Source organism: Pseudomonas sp. N40(2020) (assembly GCF_014472415.1).
In the GTDB taxonomy this organism is placed as follows: domain Bacteria; phylum Pseudomonadota; class Gammaproteobacteria; order Pseudomonadales; family Pseudomonadaceae; genus Aquipseudomonas.
The window spans coordinates 24,381-45,595 of sequence record NZ_JACSZV010000030.1 but is presented as its reverse complement, the minus strand read 5'-3'; the positions used below and the strand labels follow the sequence as shown (position 1 = coordinate 45,595).

At 57.0% G+C, this 21,215-nt stretch carries 18 protein-coding genes; 17 read left to right on the top strand and 1 reads right to left on the bottom strand.

Going from position 1 to position 21,215, the window contains the following annotated elements; genetic code table 11:
- Positions 1–579: 579 nt before the first annotated feature.
- The 17 genes from rfaH (at position 580) to msrA (ending at position 20,091) form a co-directional block, all read left to right on the top strand.
- The gene (gene rfaH / locus IAI51_RS18930; protein ID WP_187679865.1) at positions 580–1,113 is read left to right on the top strand and encodes a transcription/translation regulatory transformer protein RfaH; all 534 of its coding nucleotides are present in this window, start codon (positions 580–582) and stop codon (positions 1,111–1,113) included.
- 39 nt (positions 1,114–1,152) lie between these two features.
- Positions 1,153–2,313: an outer membrane beta-barrel protein gene (locus tag IAI51_RS18925; protein WP_187679864.1), complete on the top strand. Its 1,161-nt coding sequence runs from the start codon at positions 1,153–1,155 to the stop codon at positions 2,311–2,313.
- Positions 2,314–2,325: 12 nt separating this feature from the next.
- Positions 2,326–2,859: a polysaccharide biosynthesis/export family protein gene (locus IAI51_RS18920; protein WP_187679863.1), complete on the top strand. Its 534-nt coding sequence runs from the start codon at positions 2,326–2,328 to the stop codon at positions 2,857–2,859.
- 2 nt (positions 2,860–2,861) lie between these two features.
- Entirely contained in the window at positions 2,862–5,171 is a 2,310-nt protein-coding gene (locus tag IAI51_RS18915; protein ID WP_187679862.1) for a GumC family protein, read from the top strand.
- A gap of 144 nt (positions 5,172–5,315) precedes the next feature.
- A complete protein-coding gene (locus tag IAI51_RS18910; RefSeq protein WP_262410365.1) occupies positions 5,316–6,707 on the top strand; it encodes an undecaprenyl-phosphate glucose phosphotransferase in 1,392 nt (463 codons plus the stop codon).
- 69 nt (positions 6,708–6,776) lie between these two features.
- Positions 6,777–8,117, top strand: coding sequence for a UDP-glucose dehydrogenase family protein (locus tag IAI51_RS18905; RefSeq protein ID WP_187679861.1), 1,341 nt, complete (start codon positions 6,777–6,779; stop codon positions 8,115–8,117).
- Between the two features lie 13 nt (positions 8,118–8,130).
- Positions 8,131–8,835: a WecB/TagA/CpsF family glycosyltransferase gene (locus tag IAI51_RS18900; RefSeq protein ID WP_187679860.1), complete on the top strand. Its 705-nt coding sequence runs from the start codon at positions 8,131–8,133 to the stop codon at positions 8,833–8,835.
- A gap of 2 nt (positions 8,836–8,837) precedes the next feature.
- Complete coding sequence (locus tag IAI51_RS18895; RefSeq protein WP_187679859.1) at positions 8,838–9,920, top strand: glycosyltransferase; 1,083 nt, start codon at positions 8,838–8,840, stop codon at positions 9,918–9,920.
- Positions 9,917–11,029 (top strand): glycosyltransferase, encoded by a 1,113-nt coding sequence (locus tag IAI51_RS18890; RefSeq protein WP_187679858.1) that lies wholly within the window; start codon positions 9,917–9,919, stop codon positions 11,027–11,029. The genes IAI51_RS18895 and IAI51_RS18890 overlap by 4 nt, the downstream gene beginning before the upstream one ends.
- The gene (locus tag IAI51_RS18885) at positions 11,026–12,339 is read left to right on the top strand and encodes an O-antigen ligase family protein (protein WP_187679857.1); all 1,314 of its coding nucleotides are present in this window, start codon (positions 11,026–11,028) and stop codon (positions 12,337–12,339) included. Before IAI51_RS18890 ends, IAI51_RS18885 begins: the two co-directional genes overlap by 4 nt.
- Positions 12,340–12,356: 17 nt before the next feature.
- Positions 12,357–13,310, top strand: a complete 954-nt coding sequence (locus IAI51_RS18880) for a glycosyltransferase family 2 protein (RefSeq protein ID WP_187679856.1) — start codon at positions 12,357–12,359, stop codon at positions 13,308–13,310.
- Positions 13,311–13,323: 13 nt separating this feature from the next.
- A complete protein-coding gene (locus tag IAI51_RS18875; RefSeq protein ID WP_187679855.1) occupies positions 13,324–14,742 on the top strand; it encodes an oligosaccharide flippase family protein in 1,419 nt (472 codons plus the stop codon).
- A gap of 30 nt (positions 14,743–14,772) precedes the next feature.
- Complete coding sequence (galE, locus tag IAI51_RS18870; RefSeq protein ID WP_187679854.1) at positions 14,773–15,828, top strand: UDP-glucose 4-epimerase GalE; 1,056 nt, start codon at positions 14,773–14,775, stop codon at positions 15,826–15,828.
- The gene (locus IAI51_RS18865) at positions 15,825–17,300 is read left to right on the top strand and encodes a family 16 glycosylhydrolase (protein WP_187679853.1); all 1,476 of its coding nucleotides are present in this window, start codon (positions 15,825–15,827) and stop codon (positions 17,298–17,300) included. The genes galE and IAI51_RS18865 overlap by 4 nt, the downstream gene beginning before the upstream one ends.
- Positions 17,301–17,425: 125 nt before the next feature.
- Complete coding sequence (locus IAI51_RS18860; protein ID WP_187679852.1) at positions 17,426–18,538, top strand: acyltransferase family protein; 1,113 nt, start codon at positions 17,426–17,428, stop codon at positions 18,536–18,538.
- A 36-nt stretch (positions 18,539–18,574) separates the two neighbouring features.
- The gene (locus IAI51_RS18855; protein ID WP_187679851.1) at positions 18,575–19,477 is read left to right on the top strand and encodes a bestrophin family protein; all 903 of its coding nucleotides are present in this window, start codon (positions 18,575–18,577) and stop codon (positions 19,475–19,477) included.
- A 107-nt stretch (positions 19,478–19,584) separates the two neighbouring features.
- Positions 19,585–20,091, top strand: a complete 507-nt coding sequence (msrA, locus tag IAI51_RS18850; protein WP_187679850.1) for a peptide-methionine (S)-S-oxide reductase MsrA — start codon at positions 19,585–19,587, stop codon at positions 20,089–20,091.
- A gap of 111 nt (positions 20,092–20,202) precedes the next feature.
- On the opposite strand, the gene IAI51_RS18845 is transcribed toward msrA, so the two are convergent.
- Entirely contained in the window at positions 20,203–21,135 is a 933-nt protein-coding gene (locus IAI51_RS18845; RefSeq protein ID WP_187679849.1) for a diguanylate cyclase, read from the bottom strand.
- Between the last annotated feature and the right edge of the window lie 80 nt (positions 21,136–21,215).

The following is a 21,215-nucleotide window of genomic DNA, read 5'->3' as shown; positions in this document are numbered from 1 at the left end:
GATTACTTATAGCGTTGATCGGGAAACGCAGTCCAGACTTTATAATAACCCCCAACTATGGGGATTCGTCTGTTGATCTTGCCTATTAGCCTTCACCTTGAAAGACGAAAAAATTCCGAGCCATCCGTCAGAAATAAATACTCAATAAAAACAACATGATGTAATCGGCCGAATTCACTATTGGATCAATGGCGTGTTTTTTGACAAGGAACGTTTGACAGACCGTGAAGACTGGCCGATAACTACCAAGGTCTCGTCGAACAAGGCGCGAGCGCTAATTTACTCGACAGCTGACATTTTAGAGACAACTACTTAGCTACCTATCATAAACGCTGCGATATGCAGACCGTGCGGTAGCTTTGTCTCTGGAAAAGTTAGACGGTTAATCGCTCCTAGTGCGCTGCACAATATAGCGTCACGCCCTGACGTCACGCACTTTAATGAAACCTTATGTGATTCATTATTGAAACACCCTTGCGTTACATCATAATAAAAACACTCTTCTGCCAACGGTCTCTTCTTAGCCCACCATTGAGCTACTGCCTGCATAAACTTTCGATCATTACAGAGTTTACCAGCATGCCAGCAACCAGCTCAGATCGACCTAATTGGTACTTATTGCAATGCAAACCACGTCAGGATGAACGTGCCCACCTCAACCTCCTGCAACAGAATTATGTGGTCTACCACCCCCAGCTAGTCAGTGAACGCGTCATTCGCGGGAAACGACAGCGGGTGTTGGAATCCCTCTTCCCCGGATATTTGTTTATCCAACTCAGCCGCAACGACAATTGGGCGCCCTTGCGTTCCACTCGCGGTGTCAGTCGCATTGTCGAATTCAACCATGGTCCTGCGACGGTGGCAGAGCATGTCATCGAGCATTTGCGTGGGCGCTGTCTTGAATCAGAGTCGGACGCGGACGAAGCGCTCAAACCCGGCGAGCATTTACAGATCATCAGCGGCCCACTGTCGCCACTCGAGGGCGTGTTCGTTGCTGCGCACGGTACCGACCGGGTGATGATCCTTCTGCAGTTTCTCAACCGGGAACAATCTGTCTGCTTGCCACTCAGCGTTCTTGAACGTCAACAACCCAGCTATCAAACCTACAACTAGCTGCCTGCCTTTATATGCCTTTTCCTCAGGAGCTATAACATGGCCTTGATGTCACGTTGCCCTGTTGTACTGATGACGGCCTCTCTTTATTCCGGAATGGTCTGGAGTATTGAACCGCAAGCGATAAATGTTTACGGATTCGACTTTACTCCGACTTTTTTGTTTTCAGAAAGTTATGACGACAACTTTCGCGAGTTGGAAAACAATACGCAGTCTTCCATGATCACCAAGTTGGCGCCCTCCTTCGAACTCAAAGCCGAAGATCGCAACAGCGCCACTCGGCTGATCTGGCAGCCCACTCGCTACATCTATCACGACGAAACGGATGCCTCGAACACGGCACAACGCGTGCGTGCGGACAGCGTCATGGAGTTCACCGACCGGCATCGGCTGAAACTCGAAGCCGAATATCGGAAATGGGAGCGCACGGAATCGACGGCAGTCGAAGGCGTCAACGACAAGCTCAACAACAAAAAGGTCGGTGGCCTCTACACCTTCGGCGCGAAGAGCGCTGACAATCAACTCGAGTTCGGGGCCAATTACGCCGAACTGCGTTACGACAATGCCGATGGCATCAACGACGACAAAGAACGTAATACCACCGCACTCACCAGCACCTGGTACCACCGCATCGGCAGTAATACCCGAGGCCTGCTGGAATATGACCACACCAACTTTGATTACCAGCAAGCCAACAGTCCGCGCAGCAGTAAATCAGATGCCGTGTTGGCCGGTGCCGTATGGGATTTCACGGCTCGCACCACGGGCAAAGTCCGCCTCGGTTATGAGCGAAAGAACTTCGACAGCGACGAATCCAATGACCTCAACAACCCCACCTGGCAAGTGGATTTGCAATGGAAGCCGCGAACTTACTCGACGTTTACCTTTGTCGCTCGCCAAGCCCTCGCCGAAGGCGACGATGGCGCTGAAGCCGTGAAGTCGACGTTCACCCAGGTGGGTTGGCGTCATGGCTGGACGGAACGCATCACTACGGTGGCACAAGCCGGGGTTGGGCGTTATGTCTACGAAGGTCAAGACCGAACCGACAATCTTCAGGACTACAACCTGGCGGTGGTGTACGCGATGCGCCGATGGCTGGATATCGAACTCGGTTATCGCTTCCGCGACAACGATTCTGATGCCGACAATGAAAGCTTCAGCCGCAACGTGTTTCAGATCAGCTTCAACGTCAGCCTTTAAGAGGGTCTCGACATGAACACACACACCTTTGTCTTGTTGTTCGCGCTGGTTTTTGTCCCTTCTGCGTATGCAGCAGACCCCAGCACTCAATACAAACTGGCTGCTGGTGATGTCTTGCGCATCATCGTGTTCGGTGAGCCGGAGTTGAGCCTGAAAAAGATCCGTCTCAGCGACGCTGGCACCTTTTCCTATCCTTTTCTGGGCGAGATTTCCGCCAAGGGACTCACCCCCGGCCAAGTCGAAAAAATCATTGTGGACGGGCTTAAACAGGGTTACCTGATCGACCCGAAAGTCAGCCTGAGCCAGATCGAATACCGTTCGTTCTACATCAATGGCGAAGTGAAAAAACCCGGCAGCTATCCATTCGTGCCAGGCCTGACGCTAGAGAAAGCCATCGCATTGGGCGGTGGCTTGACCGAGCGGGCCTCAATCAAGCGCGTGACCATTTTGCGCGGTGACGGTGGTTCGACCCTCACCGATGACGTTACGCGAAACACCACGATTGCCCCCGGCGACACCATTTCCATTGCACAAGGCTTTTTCTAATCATGGACAACAGCCCTAGCACCTACGTCGAACGTCCTCTTCAAGCGCATCTGCATCAGCAGTACAGCGAAGACAAGGACACCATTGATCTTTTAAAGCTCTGGAGGGTGATCTGGCGTGCCAAATGGAGCATCGGATGGCTGGTTCTGGTGAGCGGTCTGCTGGCGGCCGTGGTGGTCTCGACCATCACCCCGCAATACATCGGCAGTACCACGTTGCTGTTCAACGATAAAACGCCTCCGCTGATGTCCTTCCAGCAAGTCAAGGATTCAGGCGGCAACGCCACGGATTACTTGCAGACCCAGCAAGCGCTCCTGCAATCGCGGGATCTTGCCGAACGCGCGGTGAAAAAACTCGGCCTGACGACTCACCCGGTCACCGACCCGCGCCAGCAACCGAAGCCCTGGTTCACTCCGCGCCAATGGCTGACCAATCTTGATCTCGAGCAGTGGGTTCCGGGGCTGGGCATGTTGATGCCGCTCAAAGATGTGCTGACCGAAGAAGACGTCTTCAATCAGGTCACGCAGAACCTCATGCTGCACACCAGCGTCAAGTTCGTCGGCAAGAGCCAATTGCTCGAAATCGAGGTCGAGCTGCCCGACCCTGATCTGGCGGCCGCAGCAGCCAATGCGCTGGCCCAGGGTTTTACCGACAGCCAGCTCGACACCAGCGAGAAGTCGTCGCAAACCACCACGGCGTGGATGAACACAAGGCTGGTCAAGCTGCGTGACAACTTGCGTGCGGCCGAGAAAAAGCTTCAGGGCTACCGCGAAGAGCAAGGTCTGGTCGACGTTGGTGGGGTTGCCACTATCAGCGCCAACGAACTGGAAATGACCGGTAATCGCATGGTTGACGCCCGTCGTAATCGCGCTGAAGCCGAGAGCGAGTACCGCCAGGCGAAGTCTCTGAGCAATGGCGATCTAAGTCGGCTCTCCAGCGTACCGGCCGTCTTGAGCAACCCTTTGGTGCAGAAATTTCAGGCGGACCGCGCCTTGGCCCAGGCCAAGGTTGATGAACTGGCGGGACGCTATGGTCCAAAACACCCGAGCCTGGTGTCTGCGCAGTCCGAATTGCGCACCGCCACCACCAGCCTGCAATTGCAAGTCCAGCAAGTGGTGGCCGGTATTGAACGGCAATACCAGCTCGCGACGGCCAGTGAAGCTTCGCTGCGCCAATCCTTCAACAGCAACAAGGCGCAAATCCAGGACATCGCTCGCAAAGAGTTCCAGTTACGCGAGTTCCAGCGTGAGGTCGACAGCTCCCGCGCGCTCTATGAAACGTTCGTCACCCGTTTGAAAGAGACCACGGCCACCGCCGACATGGACTCGACCAAAGTGCGCATCGTTGACCCGGCCATTGTTCCAGTTGAAGCGAGCAAGCCCCGTAAAACTTTGATTGTCGGGATCGTCGGGTTGATCGCTGCGGTGATCGGCGTTGCTTTGGCGCTGCTCTTCGAGAGCCTGAGCAATACCTTCAAAACCGACGAATCGATCGAAAGCGCACTTAACATTCCGCTGCTCAGCGTCGTGCCGTTGGTAACGAAGAAAACTCGCCGGCAACTGGCGCGCTTGTTCGAAGACAACGACAACCCGCGTTTTTCCGAGACCATTCGCAATCTGCGCACCTGGCTGATGTTGCAAAGCAGCGAAATGCCCTCGCAGGTGGTACTGGTGACGTCGACCGTTGCCGGTGAGGGAAAAAGCACCATTGCCAACAACCTGGCCAGTTCACTGAGTTCGCTGGAGCGGGTGCTGTTGATCGATGCTGACATGCGTCAGCCAACCCTGGCGCTGAACTTCGACTTCCCACCGGACAGTCCGGGACTGGCGAACGTCATTGCAGGCACCGCCAGGCTCGAAGACTGCATCGTTTCGGTGGGCAACCTGGACATGCTGCCGGCCGGGAAGGTTCTGCCGCCTTCGCTGGATATGTTCGCCGCGCCGCGCCTGCCTTCCCCTGCCACTTCACCGAACGCGTTGCAGCCGCCACCACAGGATTTGCTCAGCTCGCCGCGCATGGCGCGCATGCTTGAGGTACTCAGATCGCGTTACCGCCACATCATCATCGACTCACCCCCTGCGGAGATGATCAGCGACGCGTTGTTGCTGGCCAAGCACTCGGATGCGGTGATCTATGTAGTCAAGGCCGACAGCACGCCCATTAGCCAAGTGCAAAGGGGCCTTGCCATGTTGCAACAGAGCCATGTGCCGGTATTTGGCACCGTGCTCAATCAGGTGGACCTGCGCAAGGCGCGCAAGTATGGCCACCACCACTCCCGGGCGTTCTATAACTACGACTTCGCGCCCAGGTAACGTCGGGCGAACAAGCCTGCCGTTGCCCCCGTTCTGCCATCACACAACCGCTTCACCTCTGCCGAACTACGGAACAGCCTTCAGGAGACACCTCGTGTCTGCCTGATTAGCGCTGATGGATGACTGTTGCCTGAGGTTAAGCCGATGACACCGCTCTATACCGCTCATATGACGCAACGCCGTGGCCTGACATTCTGGGGCCAGTGGCTGTGTGCGCTGTCGCTGGTGACTTCGCTGCTGATGCTGCTCGTGTATTGGCGCGTCGGCAGTCTGACCAGCGAATACCGCATCCTGATCATTCTGACGGTGCTCGGTTCAGTGCCGATTTACAGCCTGATGAGGGTCTACCACAAACGCCATGGCCTGCTGGTCGGGCTCGGCAGATTGCTCGCCGGCTGGTTGATCCTGCTGGCCGTGCTCGCGGCGATTGCCTTCATCACCCAGACCAGTGCGACGTTTTCGCGCCAGGTGATCATTGTCTGGGCGGTGCTGGGTTTCGTGGTGCAGGCGGCGAGTTTTCTGCCCCTTCATTATTTGGCCCGACTGCACTCGCGCAAGGTCTGTAACGAGCGTCGTTCAGTGATCATCGGCACCTGCCCGACGGCCCATGAGTTGGCGAAAAAACTCTCCAGGCCGAATCGCGCGCTGGTACTGGGTTTCATCGCCGCCGCCGATAACAGCGGCCCGGCCCCGAGCATTCTGCCGCTGCTCGGTCACGTTGACGCGATCCGCGAAATCATCACGCGCCTGGAAGTGCGCCGCGTCTACGTCGTGCTGACCATGGCGCATGCCGCCACCATCGAAGCGCTCTACATCGACCTGCTGGACATGAATGTCGACGTGGTGTGGATCCCGGATTTCGGCAGCATGGTGTTGCTCAACCATTCGATCTCGGAAATCGAGCGGATGCCGGCCATCTACCTCAATGAAAGCCTGATCAGCTCGCATCCGGCCAGCCTGTTTTGCAAAGACTTGTTCGAGCGCAGCCTGGCCACCGTGGCGATTATTCTGCTCAGCCCATTGCTGTTGGTGGTGGCGGCAGCGGTCAAGCTGACCTCCGCAGGCCCGGTGCTGTTCAAGCAGAACCGCCACGGTTGCAACGGTGAAGTGATCAAGGTCTGGAAGTTTCGCTCGATGCGCGTCCACGACGACCACGAGGTGCGCCAAGCCACCCGTGACGATGACCGCATCACCCCGATCGGACGCTTGCTGCGCCGCAGTTCCATCGACGAATTGCCCCAGCTGTTCAATGTCCTGTCCGGGCAGATGGCCCTGGTCGGCCCGCGCCCGCATGCCGTCACTCACAACATTTACTACACCGGCAAAGTCCGCGCCTACATGGCCCGCCATCGTCTCAAGCCGGGCATCACCGGGTTGGCCCAGATCACCGGGCATCGCGGCGAAACCGAGACGGTGGAAAAGATGCAGCTGCGCGTCGCCCAAGACCTCAACTACATCAACCAATGGTCGCTGTGGCTCGACATAAAAATCCTCATCAAGACGCCCTTCACGCTGTTTTCGAAAAACATCTACTGACCCCTGCCCCAGCTCTACAGCCCCCCCTGCCCTGCGTTGACAACCGTCACGACGACCTGAGGTTTGACCATGAATGTGAGCGTATTCGGTATTGGTTACGTGGGCCTTGTTCAAGGCGCCGCACTGGCCGAGGTTGGGCATAACGTGCTCTGCGTCGATGTCGACGCTGCCAGGGTCGAGGCGCTGAAGGAAGGCGCGCTGCCCATCTACGAGCCGGGTCTGAAAAACCTTGTGCGGGACAACTATCAAAGTGGCCGGCTGCGCTTCGGCACTGATCTCGCCGAGGCCGTTCACCATGGCGATGTGCTGTTGATTGCCGTCGGCACACCGCCAGACGAAGACGGTTCGGCAGACCTCAAATACGTGTTGAGCGTGGCGCAAACCATCGCGTTGAACATGGATCGGCACCACATCATCGTCAACAAATCCACGGTGCCGGTCGGCACTGGGGACGTGGTGCGTGAGCGTGTCGAGCAGGTACTGGCCGACAACAATCGCAGCGACCTGACGTTCGACGTGGTCTCCAATCCGGAATTTCTCAAGGAAGGATGCGCGGTCGAAGACTGCATGCGGCCCGACCGGATCATCATCGGCACCGACAGCCCGCGTGCCGAAGAAGTCATGCGCGAGCTGTATGAACCGTTCAATCGCAGCCGCGAAAAAATCATTGTCATGGACGTTCGCAGCGCCGAACTGACCAAGTACGCCGCCAACTGCATGCTGGCGACGAAGATCAGCTTCATGAACGAAATGGCCTGCCTCGCCGAAAAACTCGGTGCCGACATCGAGAATGTCCGCCACGGCATCGGCTCCGACCCACGCATCGGTTATCAATTTATCTACCCCGGCCTCGGCTACGGCGGCTCGTGCTTTCCCAAAGACGTGAAAGCGCTGATACATGCCGCCACCAGCGTCGACATTGACGCTCGGGTACTCAAGGCCGTCGAGGCGCGCAACCAGGAACAGAAAACCAGCCTGTACAGCAAAGTGTTCAATCACTTCGACGGTCACCTTCGCGGCAAGACCTTTGCCCTCTGGGGGCTGAGTTTCAAACCCAACACCGACGACATGCGCGAAGCCCCCAGCCGGGTATTGATGGAGGCCCTGTGGCAGGCCGGCGCCAACGTTCAGGCGTTTGATCCCAAAGCCATGGAAGAAGCCCAACGCATTTATGGCTCGCGCGATGACCTGACGTTGGCAGGCACCAAGGAAGCGGCACTGAAAAATGCCGACGCGCTGATCATCGTCACCGAGTGGCAATCGTTTCGGGCACCGGACTTCGACCTGCTCAGTCAGCGGCTCAAACAGCCGTTGATCTTCGACGGACGCAATCTGTTCGATCCACAGCGTTTGAGCAAACGCGGCTTCACCTACGTTTCCGTGGGGCGGCAGACCCCCTCAGTCATCTGAAAGGAGCCGCGCCATGTTCAAGCTGGAATTAGTCGGGCAGTACTCACCGAAATTACTGGAGGCCAACCAGGCCTACTCCTTCATCAACTTCGCCTCCATCGGCAGCGTGTTCGGGCAGACCCCAAGCACCATCAACTATTTTTGCGACGGCATGCTGATGTCGACCTTCATGTCTCGCGTAACCGGCAAGACGATCGGCCGGGTCAGCTTTGACTTCACCTCGATTGCCGATCTTGTACTCGGCAGCGCTGAGCAACTGGGCAAGCGCGTGTATTTCGTCGGCGCTCGGCAAGTTGAACTGGATCTGTTCATCAGCAAGATCAAGAGCCTCTACCCGCAACTGGCCATCGCCGGTTATCACAACGGCTACTTTGATACCTCGCAGGCCGAGGCCATTCAGGCCGACATTTGCCACAGCGAAGCGGACATCCTGATCGTTGGCCTGGGCGCGGGACTGCAAGAACAGTTCGAACAGGATGCGTTGCGCGCAGGCTTTCGCGGTGTCGCCTTCACCTGTGGCGGGTTCATTCGCCAGGAAGCGCTGGCCACGCGGCAGTACTACCCGGCGATGATCAATCGCCTGCACCTGCGCGCGTTTTATCGAATGTATCGCGAGCCTCATACGATCAAACGCTACCTTATCGATTACCCCAGCAACTTTGTGCACCTGTTGACGATGCTCGCTCGGCACAAAGTCGCCATCAGCGTTGGGGAATGACTATGCACATCCTGTTCATTCTCAAAGATTTCAAGACCGGCGGCGGCGTCGAGCGGGTACAGCAACGGTTATCCGAGCAGTTTCACAAGGATGGAAAGCGGGTGAGCTTTTTCGTCATGAACGGTGAAACGCCGGACACTGACGGCGATCAACGCCACAACAGCGGCGGTGGCAACGGCATCGTCGGGCTGCTCAAATCAATCGTCCTGTTGCGTCGGCTCATTCGTCGCGAGGGCGTCACTCACCTGATTTCCGCCAAGGAACAGGCCAACGTCTGCACCTGGTTCGCCACCTTGGGCAGTGCCTGCAAAGTCATCTATAGCCGGCACGTCACGCTCGATTGCACTGAGCAGAAAACCAGCCCTTCAAGCCTGCGCCTGCTCTATGCCTTGTACTTGTGTGGCAGCGGAAAAGTGGTGACGGTCTCCACGGCATTGCGCCAGTCTCTGGCCGACTTACTGCCATGGGGTCAGCAGCGTGTTTGCTATTGCCCCAACGCGGTCATCACCGAGCAACTGTTTCAAGCCTCACACGCGCCGCTGCCCGCCGGGTTACCCGACGACTACTGGTTGGGTCTGGGCCGGTTGACGGAACAGAAAGGTTTTCACCTGCTGCTCGATGCCTACGCCATGGCGCTGCACCGCCAGGCGCTACCCGATCTGGTGATCGCTGGCGACGGGCCGTTGCGCGGCGCACTGATCGCTCAGGCGCAGCGGCTGGGCATCGCCCACCGGGTGCACTTTACCGGTTTCCTGAGCAACCCCTATTCACTGCTCAGGCAAGCACGCCTGTTCATTCTGAGTTCCCTTCACGAAGGCATGCCGACCGTATTGATCGAGGCGTTGGCGTTGGGGACTCCCGTGCTGGCATGCGACTGCGAGACGGGTCCCAGAGAACTGCTGGACAACGGCCAGCTCGGCCAACTGGTCAAGGTCAACGACATCCCGGCATTGGCCGATGGAATGCTGCGAAGCCTGACATCAACCGATCACGTGGCTCCCAGCGAAAAAATGGTCACTGACGCCCTCCGCCAGTACACCAGCCAGCACGCGGCGCAGGCGTATTACCAGGTGTGGAACCAATGAAAAAATTGCTGATTATCCTGCATGACCTCAGCGCGGGCGGGGCTGAAAAAATGATGACGCGCCTGGCCGGAGCATTGGTCGACGCCGGCAATGACGTGACGCTGTTGATGCTCACCGGCGGCGGCATCAATGCAGCGCACCTCGACCCACGCGTCAAAAAGGTTGAACTGCGCAGTCCGCGCAGCTCTCGTGCGGTGCCGGCGCTCGCGCGATTTCTTCGTGCCAATCGCTTTGACGCGCAACTGGCGGCGCTCACACACGTCAACGTCGTGGCGATCGCCGCTGCCATGCTGTCCGGCACGCTGGCGCGGCTGCACGTCAGCGAGCGCAATGCCTTTTCCCATGACAAACACGTTAATCCCGACTTCATGGTGCGGGCCGCCTATCTGGTGGCCCCGCTGCTCTATCGGCTTATTCCCAACCCGGTGATTTGCGTGTCGCGCGGTGTCGCCCAGGATCTGGTCGATACCACCATCGCGCGCCGCCAGGACGTAACCATTGCCGACAACCCGGTGCTCGACAACAACTTCCGCGAGAAGCCACCGGGCCTGCCAAGTCACCGCTGGCTGCTGGAAAAGTCTGGCGCGGTGATTGTCGCCGTGGGTCGCCTGGCGTCGCAAAAAGGTTTCGACACCTTGATTAAAGCGTTCGCCGCGTTGCCGGATACCGACGTACGCCTGATCATTTTTGGTGAAGGCGCACTCAGACTTCGACTGCTTGAACTCGCACGCACATTGGGCGTCGCCGATCGCGTCGACCTGCCGGGTTACACCAGTGATCCCTTGGCAGAAGTGGCGGCGGCCGATTGCTTTGTGCTGTCGTCGCGCTTCGAGGGCAGTCCCAATGCGCTGGTAGAAGCCTTGTCCACGGGCACGCCGGTGGTAGCGACCCGCTGCCCCCATGGCCCCCAGGATATTTTGATCGGCGGCCTGGTGGCACCGCTCGTCGCTGTCGACGACCCGCTCGAGCTGGCGCAGGCGATTGCCTTGCAACTCGCTACACCGCGGGATCTACAGCGCCATTCGCGCCTTGAAGCAGCCGCCCGTTTCATGAATGCCAGCGCGGTGCAGACTTACCTCGACGCGTTGCTCGGGAGCCCAACATCATGAGCACACTGGCGATCAGATACTCGACGTTACGCGATGGCTTCACCCTGTTCGGCGTGCTGTTTTACATCCAGGTGATCACGTTTGTCCTTGGGCTGGGCGGCGCATTCAGTTTCGGTGACGTCGATAAAGACCTCGAAGGCAGCGTCGCCAACCAGGTCTGCGGCCTCATCACGCTGCTGGTGCCGTTGTTCTTCTTCATCCGCAACAAGGTCTTCCTCAGCAAAACCTTTTACCGCAGTAACTTCTTTCTGCTGGTGTTCATGGCTTGTGTGATCGCCTCTATTGGCTGGTCCTACGACCCGATGCTGACGTTCAAGCGGGTTATCGCGATGCTCAGCGTGGTCTTTTTTGCCGGTTTCATTGCCTATAACTACCCCCTCGAAAAAATCACCTACATGCTCGGTTGTGCCATCGGCGTGGCGGCGTTGGTTGGCTTGATACTCGCCGTGGTCAGGCCTGACCTCGCGTTCTTGTCCGGTGGTATTCGCGACGGCGCCTTCAAGGGGATTTTTGCCGAAAAAAATGCCGGTGCACGGCTCAACGCGATCGCCATCCTGCTGTTGCTGCCGATGATCCGCCAGGGCAACCGCTGGGCCCTCTTCTGCTCGTTTTCTTCGCTGATCGCCATCCTGCTCGCCCAATCGGCGACCGGCGTAGCACTGATAGTGTCTGGCACGGTGAGCTACTGGTACTTCCTCACTCTGATTCGCTTGCGTATCAATCGCTCGCAGTGGCTGTTCTTCGGTTGCACGCTGGTGTTTCTGCTGGTTTGTCTGTTGCTGTACAACCACCTTGCGTGGCTGCTGGAAATCGCCGGTCGCGATCCTTCTCTCACTGATCGCACGTTGATCTGGGAGCTGCTGGCGCCATTTATCGACCAGCAGTGGCTCAAGGGTTACGGCTTCGGCGCCTTCTGGGCCAGCCCCGACGCGGATGCTTTCATCACTCGCTGGGGCTACATCGGCAACGCCCACAGCGGCTACATGGAGACGCTGCTCAACGGTGGTTTTATCCAGTTGACTGCGCTGGTGCTGCTGCTGGGCGAAGCGTTATTCAAACAATACCGCGCTGTGACGGCGAACCAGTCCGCACAGTTTCGTGCCAGCGCTTTGGTGATCATCGGCTTGTTCGCCGTCACCAATTATGTGGCGTACGTGATCCCCAACTACCGCTCCGCCGAGTTTTTGGTGTTCTGCACCCTGGCGCTGTCCTTCCGACATCACTGCGCGATATTTCCCGAGTTATCACCGGCCACCCTGCGTCAGCGTCCGTCTGGCAGGGCATTACCGCGTGATTCAGCCAAGGCGTAACAGAAGGAGAAACACCCGTGATAAACCAAGCCTCCCCTTCACCGCATACCGTGTGCGTCGTGATCCCGATGTACAACGGCGCCGACAGCATTGAGCAAACGCTGGTATCCCTGGCCGAGCAAACCCGACTGCCCGATCACGTCATCGTTATTGACGATGGTTCCACCGATGACGGGCCACAACGGGTCAAAGACTTCGCGGCGCCGTTTCGCCTGACGCTGTTGCAGCAAGCCAACGAAGGTCAGGCCAGCGCCCGCAACCATGGGATTCGGCACTCTCAAGAGACGTTTGTGGCGATGCTCGATGCCGATGACCAATGGCGCCCGCAAAAGCTGGAGCTGCAACTGGCGCTGTATGACGAGCTCAGTCTTCAGGGACGGCCGGTGGGGCTGATCGACTGCTACTGCCAGGTCAACTACAGCGACGGCAGGCGGCAACTGGACAACATCCGCAAGAGCGGCATGCACTTCTACGATTTCATCCACGCCAACGTCCTCAACGGCGTATCCGCCGCGCTGGTCAAGCGCGACGTGATGATGCAACTCGGCTGCTTCGATGCCGGCCTGCGTTATTGCGAGGATCGCTTCATGTGGACCCGAATCGCTGAACACTGGGAGATCCACACGGTGCCGCAGGTGTTGCTGGAGCGCACGATCAACAGCGGCAACATGACCGCGCAACCGAAAAAGCACTACCAGAACAAGATCAAGTTCGTCGAAGTCTATCTCGCCCGCTATGGCGCGCAGCTCAGCAAGCAGCAACAGATCGATTTCGTGCTGGCCAACCACACCGACTTTCTCAATACCTTTTCCCGAGGCGGCTGGCATGGCGAGGTGATCGATGTGTACCAGCGAATGCTCAAGCATTCCTGGCAAACGCTGTTCTTCGACCACGGCAAACCAACCCTGCGTTACCTCTATGCCCGCGCCAGATCCTTGCGCAAGCCAACGGTGTCAACCACCGCTCATTGAACCGGTATCCGCCATGGCCAATCGACGCCTCATTTCCCTGGGCTGGATCTTCACCGAAAAATTCGGCCTGATTTTCCTGTCGATGATTACCTTTGTCGTGTATGCCAGGCTGCTGTCGCCCGCCGAACTGGGGGTCGGCACGATCATCATTGCCATCGTCGAGTTGGTCGGTCTCATCTACTCCTCGGTGCTGGAAGATCCGCTGGTACGGCTTGAACGACTGGAAGATAAACACATCTCTACCGCGTTCTGGGCCTCGGTACTGGTCAGCCTGGTCTCCATCGTCGTCATCTCGGGCGCGGTGATGCTGTATACGCCCGACCCGATGCTGCAAGCGATGACGGCGGTGGCCTCGGTGAAAATCCTCTTCACCATGATGGCGCGTGTCTATGTGGCGCAAATGCGCCGCAGCGGCAACTTCAAGACGCTGGCGTCGCGCACGTTACTGGGCAAAGTGTTTGGTGGCGTCGGCGGCATCGCTGTCGCGCTTTGGGGATGGGGGGCCTGGGCGGTCATTGCCCAGGTGCTGATCATGGAGTTCGTGTCGATCATCGTATTGATGCGCTCAGACCCGCGGCGCATAGCCTTTTACATTGACGGTCCGTTCTTGCGGGAGCTGTTGAAGGCCGGCACACCGGTTGCCATCAACGCGCTGAGTACACAAACACTCCAGCGCGGGGTCAACGTGGTGCTGGGGATGACGGCCGGCGCGAACGCGGTCGGCATGTTCAACATGGCAATGCGCATCATCGATCTGCCACGCACGGCGATTTATAACGGCCTGCTGAGCTATGCGCTGCCGGTGTTCGCCCGGCGCAGCGCAGAGCCATCGCGACTGCTCGGGATCATTGGCGACTCCACTGCCGTCAGCGGCTTTCTGTTGACGCCCCTGTTCATCGGAATCGCGCTCACGGCCAACGACCTCATCCTGTTGATATTCGGCGCCAAGTGGGCCGAGGCCATTCCCTTGCTGCAAGTACTGGCCTGCACGGCGGCAATTGGTAACACCGCCATGTACGCCACCACCGCACTGGTTGCGGTCAATCGCAGCCACCTGACGATCAAGGCTGAAGTGGTCACCACCGTGCTGGCGCTGGCGCTGGTCTACGGGTTCGGCAGCGTGTACGGCGGCATGGCCGCGGCCATCGCGTTGCTGGCCAGGATGCTGTTGATCACACCGCTGCAAATCCGTGGACTCAACGAGGCCATTGGTTACGGCTGGGGTCGGTTCTTCGACTCCAATTACCGCAGCGTGATCGCCTCACTCGTCATGGCCACGACCGTCGTGTACGTGTCACCGCTGCAAGGTTTTCAAGGTTACCTGCACCTGATCTGCAACATCGTGGTTGGCGCGCTGAGCTATGCCGTGGCGTATAGCGTCATGCACCCGCGCTGGCCGCAAGAATTCAAATCGGTTTTCACCTCCCGCTGAATTCAGTCCCTTAGACAGGAAGAGCTCACCATGCGCAAAACTACGTTGATTACTGGCGGGGCCGGTTACATCGGCTCGCATACCGCTTTGGCGCTCATCAATGCCGGACACCATGTGTTGGTGCTCGACAACCTGAGTAACAGCTGTCGAGAGTGCATCGCGCGCCTGGAGCAATTGACCCTGAGCCGGGTCGATTTCATCCATGGCGACATCCGTGATTCGGCCGTGCTGGACGACATTTTCAGCCGCTATGACATCGAGGCCGTGGTGCATTTTGCCAGCCTCAAATCCGTTGCGGAAAGCGTGCGCAAACCGCTGGATTACTACGCCAACAATGTCGCCGGCACGCTTGACCTGTGCCGGGCAATGGCTCGCCATAACGTCTTCCGACTGGTGTTCAGCTCATCGGCCACAGTCTACGGCGAGCCCACTCGCACACCGATCGCCGAAGATTTCGGCACCGGCAAACCAGTCAATCCCTATGGCCGCACCAAGCTCATGATCGAAGAGTTGCTCACCGATCTGTGCCATTCCGATCCACGCTGGAGCATCGCGTTGTTGCGCTACTTCAACCCGATTGGCGCTCACGAAAGCGGGATGATCGGCGAAGACCCCCGAGGCCGCCCCAACAATCTGTTGCCGTGTCTGACGCAGGTCGCGATTGGCCGGATTCCCGAACTCACGGTGTACGGCAACGACTATCCCACCGTGGACGGCACCTGCGTGCGCGACTACATCCACGTGGTCGACCTTGCCATCGGCCACCTCAAAGCGCTTCAAGTGTTGCAGTACAACAACGGCATCAATGTCTGGAACCTCGGCACAGGCATCGGCTACAGCGTGCTGCAAATCATCCAGAGTTTCGAAGACATCACCGGCATTACCATTCCGTACCGGTTTGTACCGCGACGCGAAGGTGACATCGCCAAATGCTGGGCCGACCCCGGCAAGGCCGGACGGGAGCTGGGCTGGACCGCGCAACGCGATCTGCAACAGATGATTGTCGATACATGGCGCTGGCAGTCGTGTAATCCGCAGGGATATCAGTCGTCATTCGAAATTCCAGCGCTGGTTGCCGTTAAATGACGTTCAAAGGATTGCTGCCGTTGCTGCTGCTGTCGGTTTCGATGGTGTGCAACGCCGCACCAGCGCCTCCCGGTGCCCCCACCACCGGGCTGGTGCTGTGGCTGGACGCGGACGATGCGTCAACAATGACCCTGGATGCGCAGAACCGGGTCCAGCGCTGGAATGACAAATCCGGCAAGTCCAATCACGCGACAGTCGACAATGCTGCCTCGCCGCCACAGCGGATGGCAAACGCCCTGAATGGCCATTCCGTCGTGCGTTTCAGTGGCGCGTCGGCGTTTCAGGGCAAAGCCCTGCGCAGCGCCAAAGGCCCGGTGACGGTATTGATCGTGTCTCGCCGATTGCCCGAACAAGCCGAGGTTGATCCCTGGCAACGCTTGTTCAGCTCAGGCCCGCAAACCGCCCAAAACGATAACGTCTTGCCGAATTTCGCCATCAGCCTGCAACAGACCACGGCGTATGCGCCGACCGTTTCCGTCCTTGAGCTTTACGATGTGCCGATCGGTCCGTATGCAATCGGGCGCAGTGCCGTGGGTGAGTCTGATAACTTTCGCGGCGACATCGCCGAAGTGATGGTGTACGACCGTGCGTTTGCCTCACTCGCAGAACGCCAGCGTGCCTTTCAGTACCTGGCGGAAAAATGGTCCGTTGCCATTCCCAAACAAGCCGATACCTGGACCCGAGTCGGACCACTCGGCGCACTACCGACCCGGACCCGCGCCAATCTGCCGTTGTCCGACCAGGCCAATGCCGGTCAGTGGACGCTCAACAGGAAGCTGTCCGACGACTTCAACGGCAGCACCCTCGACCGCACACGCTGGCACGTCAACAACGCCATCGGGAACGAGTCGCTCGGACGCAAACCGGCGCTTTACACGCCGAACAATGCCTCCGTCAGCAATGGCAATCTGAACATTGTTTTCCGCAAGGAAACCTTGCCGCAGAAGTACGTCAAACTCGGCTTCAAGGACTACACCTCAGCGATGGTGCGGACAATTGAACGCGGTTTTTACGGATACTACGAAGCCCGTGCCAAACCCATGAACTCCGCAGGTTCCAGCGCATTCTGGCTCGCCTGGACAGGCATGCTCGACAACGCCACCGAGATCGACATCTTTGAAATCGCCGGCAAGACCAAAGACGCGGCCCTGGACCGCTCGTATCACATGAATGCCCACCTCTGGGCGACGCCACAAAGCACTGAACATATCGACAATGGCAGCATCTGGGTCAGTCCGTGGCGCCTGGCGGATGCGTTCCATATCTACGGCTTCGACTGGCAGCCCGACACCCTGCGCTGGTACGTCGATGGCGTGCTGGTCAGGGAGTCGAAGAACAACTACTTCTTCTTCCCGATGGAGGTGAACTTTGACAGTGAGGCCATGTGGAAATGGTTCGGGGTGGTCGACGATGCTGACCTGCCCTCCACCTTCGAAGTTGACTACTTCTACATGTGGCAACGCAGTCCATAACCGTCTCACGGAGCCTGGATAGTCCATAAGCAGCCCTTGCTGTAACAGCTTTCGCCTTGGGTCGAATTTCACTCGCCAGAGTCGTCAGTTTTCAATCAGCGCTAACAAGTCTGGAGCGCCTATACATGAACGACCGACGATTGAAGGAATTGGATTTGCTGCGATTCCTTGCTGCGATCGCCGTAGTGTTTTTTCACTATGCTTTTCGCGGCTATGCAAAGGGCGACATGTCTGTAATGCCTTACCCGTTATTGGCTGAGCCCGCCAAGTACGGGTATTTGGGCGTCGAACTTTTTTTCATGATCAGCGGATTCGTCATTCTGATGACCGCGTCGAGCAATAACCTCAAAGTTTTTTTCATCTCCCGCGTCGTTCGGCTCTGCCCGGCGTTCTGGGTGTGCTGCACCCTGACTTTTCTTTTTATCCTCGCCATCGGCCAGCCACGATTTACGGCCACTCTTTATCAATACCTTATCAACATGACATTGCTTGGCGACTTGATGGGTGTCGAGCAAATAGACGGCGTTTACTGGTCACTGTTTGTGGAAATCAAGTTCTACCTGATGATCTCCATACTGTTGGGCTTCAAAAAAATAGAGAAAATCGAACCCTGCCTCGTGCTTTGGCTACTGGTCTCTGCTACAGCAGAAATACTCGTATTTGAAAAACTGCGTTCGATCTTGATCACCGACTACGCGGCGTATTTCATCGCAGGTGCCACGTTCTACCTCATATGGGCGAAAGGATTCACAGTTGCCCGGATTCTCCTCTTGCTGGGGGCATTGGCATTGGCCTGTTTCACCGCCATAGCATGGGCCGAATCGATCGAAAGCAAGTATTCGACCGAATACGACCCTCTGATTATCTGCGGCGTGATTTTCCTGTTTTTCATGACGTTTCTTTTGATTGTGACCAACAAAACAGCGGCCATAGGCAGGTTGAACTGGACCGCATTAGGGGCACTGACTTACCCGCTTTACCTGTTACATCAAATGATCGGGTTCATGATTTTCAACATTGCTTATCCGGCTGTGAATCCGCATCTGCTGCTGTGGGGAACCCTCATCCTGATGATTGGTGCGTCGTGGCTCATCCACAAAAAAGTAGAAACGCCGATTGCCAGATTCATGAAAAGATTCCTTTCCTTCTCCCTCAATCGTGTCAGAGCTGATAAGCCAGCCAGTGAAGAACCTGCGCGACTGACCGAACCTTTACCCCGAAAACACCGTCCGAGCTAAGGCATCAATGCTTATCGCTCGCCACGAGGTTTCCGTTTGAAAGCTGCCATCGTCAAAAAATACCGTCTGATCATCAAGACCATGGGCTATGTCGGTTGGGCCTTGTTCTGGCTGTTGCTCTGGGACATCGCCGTCACCGTGGACTTCATGCTGTTCCTGAACGCCAAGATGAACCTGCCGCTGATGCCCCTGACGTTGCTGGGTTCGGCGCTGGTGGTGCTGATCAGTTTTCGTAACAGCAGCGCCTACAACCGTTGGTGGGAAGCGCGGACGCTGTGGGGCACGATGATCAATAACTCGCGCAGTTTTGCCCGCCAGGTCCTGACGTTGCTGGATGACCCCGACAGCGAAGTCAATCCGGTCAAGTCGACCCTGTTGCGACGCCATGTGGCGTATGTGAACTGCCTCGCGGCGCATCTGCAGGGTCAGCCTTGTCCGGAGGAAGTCCGGGCGTTCATTCCCGCCGATGAATTCGCCCGCAGTGGCACCACCAACAACTTTGCCAACGACATCCTCACCGGTTCCGCCGCCCTGCTCGCCAGGGAATACAAGGCTGGACGCCTGGACAGCATTCGCCTGGCACGGCTGGAGTCGACGCTGGTGGAACTCTCCAACAGCCAGGGCGGCATGGAACGCATCGCCAATACCCCGCTGCCCTACCCCTATGTGTATTTCCCGCGGCTGTTTATTTCGCTGTTCTGCCTGATCGTGCCCGTAGGTCTGGTGGAATCCCTGGGCTGGTTCACTCCGCTGGCTTCCACCGTGGTGGGCTTTATGCTACTGGCCATCGAGCGCATCGGCACTGACCTGCAAAGCCCGTTTCGCCACAGCGAACACCAGATCCAGATGGAAGCCCTGTGCGAAACCATCGAGAAAAACCTGCAATCGATGCAGCGTGACTCTTTGGGTGATGTGCGCAGGTTTGAAGAGCACGCTTGAAGTGGGGAGTGATCAGCAGACTTATTTGTATCGTCCAGACTTGGAATTGCCGGACACGCCCGCATAACAATGGCTACACCCAAAATTCCCGAGAGGAAGCACAGACCATGACCAGCCAAACCGAAACTGCCATCCTCGCTGGCGGCTGCTTCTGGGGCATGCAGGACCTGCTGCGGCGCTATCCCGGCGTGCTGCAAACGCGCGTCGGCTACACCGGCGGCGAGGTGCCGAACGCCACTTATCGCAACCATGGCAACCACGCCGAAGCCATCGAGATCGTCTTCGACCCGGCGGTGATCAGCTATCGGCAGATCCTTGAGTTCTTCTTCCAGATCCATGACCCGAGCACGCCCAACCGTCAGGGCAACGACCTCGGCCCCAGCTACCGCTCGGCGATCTATTACCTGAACGAACAGCAACGCGACATCGCCGAAGACACCGCCGCCGACGTCGACGCTTCAAAGCTGTGGCCAGGCCGAGTCGTCACCGAAATCGAACCGGCGGGACCGTTCTGGGAAGCGGAACCTGAGCACCAGGATTACCTGGAACGTATTCCGAATGGCTACACCTGCCACTTCATTCGCCCGAACTGGAAGCTGCCAAAGCGCGGCTGAGAGCAGGGTTGCCCACCTCGACGAGTGAAACGTTGAGGTGGGGCAGATTTTTCAAGGAAGATCATGACAGACATGTCGGGTTGGCGATGATTAAGAGGCCGAAAAGCGCGCCTAAAAACCTACACACTGATTCCTACCTCGTTCTTTCGCTAGATAAAGTGCTTTATCAGCTTGCGTAAGCAGTAAGTTGGACGTGTTTGTCGGGGTGAATTGATGAACAGAAAATCCGATGCTTATCGTTAAATAGCCCGTGCGCGAAGAGGAGTGCGCAATTCTCAAGTCGCGCACACGCTGACACAGTGAGTTCACGTAAACAGATGACTGATCCATCGTCATGCCGCTGGATAAAATCACAAACTCTTCGCCCCCGTACCTGGCAACAAAATCAGAGCCCCTCTGGAATGATTTACTCAAACCATTCGCCACACCTATCAATGCTTCATCACCTGCTTGATGCCCATATATGTCATTGAATGACTTGAAGTCATCAACATCAATCATGATCAGCGTGAGCGCCTCACTGTTCCGACAAGCGATCTTGTATTGAATCTCAAACTGACTATCAAAGAAGCGCCGATTATAAACCCCGGTAAGCCCGTCTTTTATCGATAGCTGCTCGAGATGCGATTTTGTTTTTTCGAGGGAGTGAATTTCGTCATTGAGTTGCTGCTGCAGAATAACTCGCGATGTGACATCTTTTTGTATCCCTATAAAATTGCTGACCGCTCCCGCCTCGTCATGAATTGGCGATATGCTCAATTCATTCCAGAACATCGTTCCGTCCTTCCGATAGTTTCGCAACACAACCAGACAATACTCCCCGTTTGCAATGGCGTGGTGAACGACCTCTAATTCAGGTTGTTCACGATCATCTCCCTGTAAGTACCTACAGTTAATATTTATGGATTCTTCGAGAGAATAGCAGGTCATGCGTTCAAAGGCGGGATTGACAAAAATCAACGGATTGTCATCTCTGCAGTTGTCGGAGATGGTGATTCCATCGCGCGAATCCATGACAGCCTGTTTAAGGATTTCAATGTCCATATAGGCCTCACCGCCAGCATGAATAAACAACCCGCAGCCAAGATTATTAAAATAGTTTTTGCTTCTTCAGTGTAGTTGAA